Annotated in this window: 11 protein-coding genes; 1 reads left to right on the top strand and 10 read right to left on the bottom strand. The window is 69.3% G+C overall.

All coding sequences use genetic code 11. The features are described 5' to 3' along the window. On the top strand, window positions 1–630 hold a 630-nt coding region (locus FM112_RS17195), incomplete at its 5' end, for a hypothetical protein (RefSeq protein ID WP_176386727.1). Window positions 631–700: 70 nt separating this feature from the next. Here FM112_RS17195 and FM112_RS07780 read toward each other — a convergent pair. The 10 genes from FM112_RS07780 to FM112_RS07735 form a co-directional block, all read right to left on the bottom strand. Continuing rightward, window positions 701–982: a hypothetical protein gene (locus tag FM112_RS07780; protein ID WP_087006072.1), complete on the bottom strand. Its 282-nt coding sequence runs from the start codon at window positions 980–982 to the stop codon at window positions 701–703. Continuing rightward, complete coding sequence (locus FM112_RS07775; RefSeq protein WP_087006069.1) at window positions 979–1,278, bottom strand: hypothetical protein; 300 nt, start codon at window positions 1,276–1,278, stop codon at window positions 979–981. Before FM112_RS07775 ends, FM112_RS07780 begins: the two co-directional genes overlap by 4 nt. After that, window positions 1,278–1,694, bottom strand: a complete 417-nt coding sequence (locus FM112_RS07770; RefSeq protein ID WP_140400627.1) for a hypothetical protein — start codon at window positions 1,692–1,694, stop codon at window positions 1,278–1,280. The genes FM112_RS07775 and FM112_RS07770 overlap by 1 nt, the downstream gene beginning before the upstream one ends. Before the next feature lie 11 nt (window positions 1,695–1,705). Beyond that, window positions 1,706–2,776: a LysM peptidoglycan-binding domain-containing protein gene (locus FM112_RS07765; RefSeq protein ID WP_176386726.1), complete on the bottom strand. Its 1,071-nt coding sequence runs from the start codon at window positions 2,774–2,776 to the stop codon at window positions 1,706–1,708. 64 nt (window positions 2,777–2,840) lie between these two features. Further along, complete coding sequence (locus FM112_RS07760) at window positions 2,841–4,715, bottom strand: SGNH/GDSL hydrolase family protein (RefSeq protein ID WP_087006059.1); 1,875 nt, start codon at window positions 4,713–4,715, stop codon at window positions 2,841–2,843. Between the two features lie 57 nt (window positions 4,716–4,772). After that, a complete protein-coding gene (locus FM112_RS07755) occupies window positions 4,773–5,471 on the bottom strand; it encodes a hypothetical protein (protein ID WP_140400626.1) in 699 nt (232 codons plus the stop codon). Next, entirely contained in the window at window positions 5,468–5,935 is a 468-nt protein-coding gene (locus tag FM112_RS07750; RefSeq protein ID WP_087006054.1) for a hypothetical protein, read from the bottom strand. Before FM112_RS07750 ends, FM112_RS07755 begins: the two co-directional genes overlap by 4 nt. After that, entirely contained in the window at window positions 5,928–6,365 is a 438-nt protein-coding gene (locus tag FM112_RS07745; protein WP_087006053.1) for a hypothetical protein, read from the bottom strand. The genes FM112_RS07750 and FM112_RS07745 overlap by 8 nt, the downstream gene beginning before the upstream one ends. Window positions 6,366–6,375: 10 nt before the next feature. Continuing rightward, the gene (locus FM112_RS17420; protein ID WP_140400624.1) at window positions 6,376–7,329 is read right to left on the bottom strand and encodes a M23 family metallopeptidase; all 954 of its coding nucleotides are present in this window, start codon (window positions 7,327–7,329) and stop codon (window positions 6,376–6,378) included. 55 nt (window positions 7,330–7,384) lie between these two features. Continuing rightward, the gene (locus tag FM112_RS07735; protein WP_087006047.1) at window positions 7,385–8,551 is read right to left on the bottom strand and encodes a hypothetical protein; all 1,167 of its coding nucleotides are present in this window, start codon (window positions 8,549–8,551) and stop codon (window positions 7,385–7,387) included. Between the last annotated feature and the right edge of the window lie 2 nt (window positions 8,552–8,553).

The following is an 8,553-nucleotide window of genomic DNA, read 5'->3' as shown; positions in this document are numbered from 1 at the left end:
ACCCCCTCCGTATACAGCCACATCATCCCCGGATGGGATGCCCTGCAACTCACGACCAAGAAACTCCCACCCGCTCCCCCCGCCCTCACCTGCCAGGAACCCGGCTGCACCAGACGCCTCTACGGGCGCGGCTGCTGCCGATCACACTACGACCAGTACTACCCGCCCTCGACTCGAGCGAAGTACCGGCCCTGGACGCACGATGAGGATCTCATCGCGCTCGATCCCGCCATCTCGATCAAATCCGCCACCACCTACATCCGCCGGACCCAGGCCGCGTGCAATCGCCGCCGCGCCATGATCCGCAACCGCCACCCCGACCGCTACCAGGAGATACTCATGGAAATCCACGAATCCCGCACCGTCGACCTGCAGGACCAGGTCCGCGCCGAGCTCGCCGAGTTCGCCGCCGAGCACGGCTACGACCAGGGCTCCTACGCCGCCGGCAGCTTCGCCGACGAGTACGCCGCCGAGGTCACCGAGAACCTCCTCGACTGGCCCGACGCCGCTCCGACCTACGATTTCAGCCCTCCCCGGCACCTCCGCGACGAGCTCGAGGACGACATCACCTGGACCGGGAGCGCTAAGGTCTCCGACCTCCTCGCGAAAGCGGCCGCCTCCAAACGCTAACCCCGGAAACCCCGAAACGCGCCCCACCCAGCCGAAGCCAGGTGGGGCGCGATTACGGGGGTTGATGAGGTCAGCGTTCGGACTTCTGGGCGCCGCCGCGCCAGCGCGCGTACGACGCCGACGCCGCGACGAGCGCGGCCGCGAGCGAGCCCGCACCGGCGATCGCGAACGCGAGAGCCTGCTGCTGCAGATCACCCCAGGTCGTCACCTGCCCGAACGGCACCGTGAACACGGCGCTGCCGGCGAGGGACTGCCAGAACGTCGCCTTCGCGCGATCGAGCGCAACCTCGTGCGTGGCCTGCTCGGCCGCGAGGGCTTCGCGGCGGGTCTCCTCATGCTCGTCATGGGTCATGTCTTCTCCTTCGTGTTCGTGGGCCCCGTGTCCGGGGCAGATCGCGGCCACGGCGGGAGCTCGTGCATCGGCACGCCCGCAGCCATCAGCTCCATGCGCAGATGCGTCGCGTACTCCTGCAGCTTCCGCCGCTTCGTGGCCTCCCGGTCCCGCGCCCGCCATCCCGCGTCAGAGTCCGCGCGGCGCCGGCCTTCACGCCCGGTAGCTGCACGCCAGACCGCGGATACGGCCTCGCGGATGAACGCGCCACCGCCGATCGCTCCGAGGACGATCGCGATTTCCTGCGCGCCCCACATCAGCCCTCCCGATCAGTCGGCGGCCCGTACGCGTAGCCTCGGAACGAGGCGAGCCGGACAGCGATGAGCGCAGCGCCGAGCAGCACCACCCACGTCTGCATAGATCGTGACCCCTCCGACGTGAAGTGGGCCCAGATGATGAGGCTGCCGTACGACAGCAGGGCGGTCGCGAGAGGCAGCATGCCAAGACGTTCCACCCACCACCAGCGCGTGAACGCGACCGCTGCGCAGATCGTGCCCCCGACGATGAGAAACCACGCCCACCCCGTCGACACGATCGGGCCCCACTCCGCCTCTACCGTGCGGGGCGGCTGGGCGAGCACCCAGACCCCGAACCACGCCGTCGCCACGTAGACGATGAAGTAGATCGGATCCTGGTGGGGCGGCTTCCGCGCCTGTGCCCAGACGTGTTTCACGATCGCGCGCATCAGCTACCCCCGAACAACGCGGACCAGGTCGTGGAGTCGACCTTCGCGGAGGCGCCGAGACCGGGCGTGCGCCGCTGGAACTCCTGCACCGCGGCAGCGGTCGCGGGGCCGTAGATGCCGTCGACCACGAGATCACCGGCATAGGACGGGTAGACGGTCTTGAGGCGGTGCTGGACCTGCGCCGTCGCGACCGGGTCCGAGTCCGGGCCGTCGAGGTACCGGTACACGACCGGGAGATGAGAAAGCTTCACCCGCACGCCGAGACCGGCGGGCCAGCGCATGAAGCCCTTCTCCTCGTCCATGCCGTTGGCGCGGCGCAGCGCCGCCACGCTCATCTTGTGCGCGACCGCGACCGAGCGCTGCGTATCCCCCTTCTTGAGGTAGTAGATACCGTCCGGCCACGTCGTGACCTTGTACGTCCCCGCCTTCCCGGTGCCGTAGGGCTGCGTCCACTTCGTCTCGACCTTGAGCTTCCGCCCTGCCGTGAGCGTCGCGTCAGTCTTGAGGCTGTTGAGGCGGGCGAGCGCGGCCACCGACATGCGATAGCGCACCGCGATCTTCCGGAGCGTGTCGCCCTTCCGGGTCGTGTAGGTACCGATCGTGGACGACGTCGCCTTCGGAGGGATCTTCCCTCGCGTGTTGCGTCCGTCGAACTCAAAATGCCAGGGCTCCTTAACGCTCCACCAGGACTGGCCGCCAGCCCACCACCAGCCGTACTTCGGCGCGTTTTCGAGCATCCACTTGTGCTCCGCGCTGCTGGTGAGGTTCAGCGGGGACCCGAAGTCGACCGCCAGCCCCCACCCGTGGTTCGAGGTGCCCGGAACCGCGGCAAGGTTGAACCCTGGCCGGCGGTTGACCCACCCGTCGTAGAGGCGCCGCTGTTCCGCGAGGGAGCGGTGCGCCTCCAACACGGGGAGTTCGTACCCGAACCGGGCTTTGAACGCCCGGGCGAGGGCTTCCAGCCAGGGCGCTGCCTCCTTTCGAACGCTCCACGACTTCCCGCCCCATCGGGCGGTGCCGGTCGCGTTGCGGGGGTCCCCGTTCGGGTACCCGATGTTCTGCTTGACCATGGGTTGCCTCCTTCGGGCATGAAAACGGCCACCCGCACCGGGGTGGCCAGAGAGCATTTGCGGGTTAGATGCGGTGGACGATCGTGAACTGCATGCTCGACATCGCCGTGCCGAAGGTCACGCCCACCGTCCCGTTCGTGCGCGCGGTCGCGGAACCGGTCTTGTCGGTGCCCGTGCCGCCCCAGGCGGTGCCCCAGGCCTGCAGCGACGGCCGGAAGATCGAGTCGAGACCCGAGATGAAATCCGTCGTGGACGACGCCGCGAAGCTGCCGGTGACGCCGATGCCGCGGATCATCACCCAGTCCCCGTCCCGCCGCGCCTGAATCGTGCCCGCGGAAAACCCCGAGATGAGCCGGTTCGAGATGTCGATCCAGCCGGTGTCCGTGCTCGAGGCACCACCGGACGCGAGACCGAGGCGGTCCGCGATGAGGTCACCGAGCACCTCCCCACCGAGGTCGGTGAGGTGAATATCATCCGCCCCCAGCAACCCGTAGGCGTTGCCGAGGCCGCGGCCGACACCGGCGGCGCGCATCGCGTCCGCCACATCCACCACGATCGTGTCCGACCGGTCCGCCGCGATCTCCCGCAGCACCTGCCCGTAGTCGTCCCAGGAGCCGGTGTCCGTGTCGGCCCGCTCGTGCTGATGCACGAGCACGTGCAGCAGCGGCCGCGACGACGACAACCCCGCGATCTGGCTCGTAAGGTTTGTGCGATACCAGGCCGGCGTCCGCCCCAGCTTCCAGTCGTTGCTGCCCACCATGTGGAAGATGGCGCTTGGGTTGAGGGCGTTGATCTGCGGGCGGGTCGTGTCCGTGATGTACGTGCCCGCGTTGGTGCCGTTCACGCCCGCGTTCACGAACACCAGCTGGTCGCCGGTGGGGATGCTGTCGGTGAGTTTCACCCGGGCGGGCTGCCGCCACCGGCCCGCGACCTGCCGGGCGAGCACCGCCGGCCACACATCCATCCACGTCGTCGACGACCCCGCGAACACGACCACGGAGCGGCCGCCTGCGAGAGGCGCGGCGAGACGGGCATCCAGCGCGCCCGGCGGCTCCGGCAGCCGATCCCCAAACGCAGACAGCGCGGCCGCGACCCCGGCGGGGGTCGTCGCGCGGGACGTGTCCGTGCCCGTGACCGCCTCATCGTTCGTGGCGAGCTCCACGATGCCACGGCCCGCGGTCGTCGACGACGGCAGCCGTGCAGACTGCATGATCCCCGACGTGATCTGTCCGGCGGAGTGCGTGTGCTCGACCGGGGCTTTCGCGGCGTCGAGCGCGGCGAGCAGCGCCGTCACCCGCTCCGAGGAATACACCCGCACCGCAGACGGCGCCGCATCATCAATGATCTCCCCCGCAACGATCTCCCCGGCCTCGTCCCGGTACTGCTCGGCGGCGTCCCGGGCAGCCTCCGCGGCCTCCCGCTCCACCACCGCCCCATCACGGGCCTGCTCAGTGTCCTCGAGCAGGGCCTGCACCGCCTGGCGGACGGCCTCGACCTCCGCGAGCACCCGCTCCCACTCCGGCACCTCCTCCGGCGCCGGAGGATCCACCGGGTGCGACAGATCCAGCACCCCACCGGCAGGGGCGGCGGCGTCCCAGGACAGCGCGGCGGCCTGCTCCGGAGTCTGCCCCCTCCACGTGATCTGCACCGCGTAGCGGAACTCCGACTGGCCCGGCTGGTCCGTCGCGATGACCTGCGGCGGTTCGTCGAGCGAGGCCGGGTTGATGATCTCCCCGGCCTGGTTCGTGACCAGTACGATGGGGTCCAGCACGATGAGCTGCCCGCCCGCGATGAGGTACGGGATCCGCGCGGTCAGGGTCGCTTTCAGGTCGGGCAGCTCGCGGGCGTCGGGCCGGTCGCCGGCGTCGCGGGAGTCGAGCACCGCCCGGACGATGCTGCCGGTCACCTCGCATAGCGCGACGCTCTCCGAAATGTCCATGTAGTAGGCCTCCTCAGGCAAAAAAGGGGTCGCCCCAGCAGGGCGGAAACGGCGGGTTTAGGAGAAGCCCCAGCCCTGCGCAGGGCCCAGGCGCGTGATCGCGATCCGCGATACCGCTCGGGCGTCTCCCGCGATCGGGCGAGCCACGGTCACATGCGTCAGCAGCGCCACGGACTGCCCCTGACGGAGCAGGATCGGCGTCGGCGTGGAGTGCACGCTGATCACGCCCTCGCCGCTCATCTGCGCCACCCCGTATCCCTTCCCGCGGGTCGTGCCGCGGCCGGGCAGTGCCCACCAGATCGACGCGGTACCGGACACGGACTCCTCCCGGCCGATGCCGATGTGCGCGGACAGCTCGTAGAGGCCGTCTTTCTGCACCACGATCCAGGCGCCGTCCGTGGCGGTGAGGCCAGTCGGGTCCGAGCTCGTCCACCCGCCACCTTCGCCCCAGTTGAGCGCGTACTGCGCGCCGGGCTGATGCGTGAACGCAGCCGAGTTGTACGCGAATAGCGCGGTCTCGGGGCGTACCTCGTAGCTCGCCGCGGGCAGCCACGAGTTGAACGCCTGCCGGGTCACAGACGGGTTGAGCTGCAGGTCCGTGCGGGTGCCTGCGGTGGCCTCCGCCACCGTCGCGTAGCGCGGCTTGTACAGGTCATCGAGCGCGTCCCGCACCGACGATTCCGTGTCGAGCACGTGCCCCGCCATCGTCGCATCCGACGCGGGGTTCAGTTCAGTAATGTCATGCCAGGACGTCATTCGCGTTTCTCCATCCAGATCATGCGGCCATCCGCGGTCTCGCGGATCCAGTGCGTCGCGTGCCGCGAGTGCGGAATCGGACGCCCCTGCCCATCGGTCGTGCCTTTCGACACCTCGAGGAGGGGATACAGGTCATCCGGGGCCGCGTCCACGAGGTCATGCAGGTACACCGGCCCCGGGGAGTGCGGCACGCGGATTTTGTGGAGCCAGTACGCGTGCTGCGGCACCCGGTCCTCGGCCCAGGAGGCGCGGAGCGTGTACCAGTGCCGGCCATGCATCGACGTGGTTGGAGCCACGTCGGCGCGGGCCTCGCCCTCGGCCACGGTCACGGCGACGGGGCCGCCGGCGTACGCGCCCCACGCGTCCACGCCCGGCCCGGACGGCACCAGCTCGAGCGTGGGCGTCACCCCCGCAGGCCACAGGTGCCCGTCAAAGCGGCGCAGCGGGAACCGAAGTTCAACCATCAGTAGACCCCGTTCCCGACGCGCCGACCGCGGCCATCTGCGCCGCCAGCGGATCCGGTGCAGGCGCGCCCGGGCAGCCGTCCTCATCGAGCGTCCAGACGCCCTCCGCGGCGGCGTCGAGCTGCGCCTGCTCCCACTCCTGCAGCTCCACGAGCTCGCAGACCTCGTGCTCCCCGGACTCTGGGATATGCAGGTCGTGCGGCCAGTAGCCGCGGTGCTCCCACAGCGCCTGCAGCTGATACCAGACCGTGCCGCCCGTGCGCGCCGTAGACGGCACCTCCGTGCGGCCATCCTCGGGTACCACCACCGGCTCATGCCCGGGAAACACGTCGAGGCCGGGGCCCTGCGGGACCAGCACCAGCGTGGGCGTCACAGTGTGCGGGTGGATGATGCCGCGGAATCGCTCGCGGTCAATGATGATCGTCGTCACAGTACTGCTCCTAGCTCGTGTATCCACGCGGGTTGACGCGGGATCCGTTGATCCACACCTCGTAGTGCAGGTGCGGCCCGGTCGACGGCCCAGTTGAGCCGATGTAGCCGAGAGTCGCGCGCTGGTTGACCTGCTGGCCGACCGAGACCGCGAACCCCGACATGTGCGCGTACGCCGTCCACACGCCCCCGCCGTGATCGACGCGGACATAGTTGCCCCACCCGTCGGTCCAGCCCGCGAAAATCACGGTCCCCTTGCCTGCGGACGGAATTTGCGCGCCGTTCACTGCCGGGTACCAGCCGAAATCGATGCCCTGATGGAACGTGGACCCCACCCCTCCCGGGGACGAGCGGGGCCCGTAGTCGGAGGTCATCGTGGACAGCGGGAACGGCCACTTCAGGCCGGTTCCTGAGGGGTCGCCGGGGTCCGTGCCGCCGCCGATCCCACCGAGCTGCGGGCCCTTGTGGACCTGTCCGGCGGAGTTGATGAGCAGCACCCGGAACGCGTCCGCGGTACCACCCTCCGCGGTAGGGATCTCCTCCATGTACACGCGGTTCCGCGCCCACAGGTTGCCGTTGAAAAACGCGGCCTTCCTGTCCGAGGACGTACCGACCTCGAGGCCACCCCGCGCCTGCGTGTCGCCGAGCACGATGAGGCCCTGCGGGGACGCCGACGTGCCGACCGTGGTCTGCCCGCGCGCAAACAGCGGGCCGTTCAGGTAGGTGGCTGCGGCCTGGTCGGACGTGCCCACCTGGAGCTGCTGAAAATGCAAACTGTCGCCGTAGACGCGGAGCTGTCCGGAGAGGTCAATCGACTCGCCGTACAGGCGAGACAGGATCTCGATCAGGGCGTTCTCCCGCGCCCGGAACGCGCCGCCATCGATCACGAGACCCTCACCCCGGGACCGCACCGTGTACGTGCCCCGATCCGTGGAACCGTTCTCGAGCGGGTTCGCGGTGTTCAAGTCGCGGAGGTTTTTCGTCGTCGCGGCCAGGTCCTCCTGCTCCGCGAGATTCGGTCTAGCCAACCTGTGCCACCTCCAACCCCAGCTCCGGCCCAGGCCCGCCCTCGACCGAGAGGATCAGGTGCTCCATGCGCTGCGCCGGGGTGAACGGGTCACCCGGGTAGTCGTGCAGCACGTGCGCGCCCGGCACGAACTGCGTGGGGGGATGCCGCTCCGACGTGTGCACGCCGAACGAGTATTGGCGGATCCCACGGCGCAGCTTCCGCAGCTCCGCGATACCCATGGACCGCACGTCCTCGCGCCGGTCGTCCTGTTTCCCGGACACGGACTCCTCCAAATCGAGGCCCTGATGCGGGGTCGCGCGGATCGTGTCGTGCGTGACAGGGATCTGGATCATGGATTTGCCGGACCCGCCGCCGATCGCGGTGAGCGCGGTCACCTGATGCTGATACTCCGCCTGCATCCGGAACCCGGTCATCTCGGCCTGCGCGGTCGGATGCGGGTCGTAGGACAGCAGCACATCCCACCGGTGCGGGTCGAGGTCCACGATCACCTGCCAGGCCAGCGAGTCACCATCCCAGACCGGCTGGAAGTCGATGTCGGGTGCGTCCTCGCGGTCTTGCAGGTCGGCGATGATGTCCTCCGCGGAGCGGCCGCGCACGTCCACGCGGTAGTCCTCGCCGTCATCGACCACCCATGCGTCATCGATGATCGTGACCGGCAGCGCCCACCCGGCCCGGCCACGCCAGTCCAGGGAACGGTCCCCGTTCACGCCACCGATCAACGCGCCCCGCACAAATAGGATCACGGCGTCCTTGATATTCCCGACCTGCGCGCCGAAGCTTTCGCCCTGATAGTTCAGGTCCACGGGCATGATGCCGCGCTTACGGAGGATCGCGCGCGCGTCCTGCGTCCGCAACCGCAACACCCCCGACACCGGGTCATAGTCGGGCAGGCTCGTGACGAACCCGGCGTACATGGCCGTGCGCTGGTCCCCCTCGATCCATTCCACGACGATGAGGGTGCGCCAGCCATCCCGGCCCAGCTTCGCGACCGTCTCAGCGTCCAGCTCCGCACCGGGCGCTTTCGTGCGGATCGTGAACTCGCCCGTACCGACGCCGTTCAGCACGCGCTTCCAGGACCACCCGTCCTCGAGATTCGCGTCCAACGACGGCACAAACGGCAGCCAGTCCTCGACCCCGACCGCGACCACATTCCACACGG

This window comes from Gulosibacter sp. 10, assembly GCF_900163695.1.
Taxonomy (GTDB): Bacteria; Actinomycetota; Actinomycetes; order Actinomycetales; family Microbacteriaceae; genus Gulosibacter.
The sequence above is the reverse complement of the archived record's forward strand: the minus strand, read 5'-3'. Positions and strand labels throughout refer to the sequence as shown.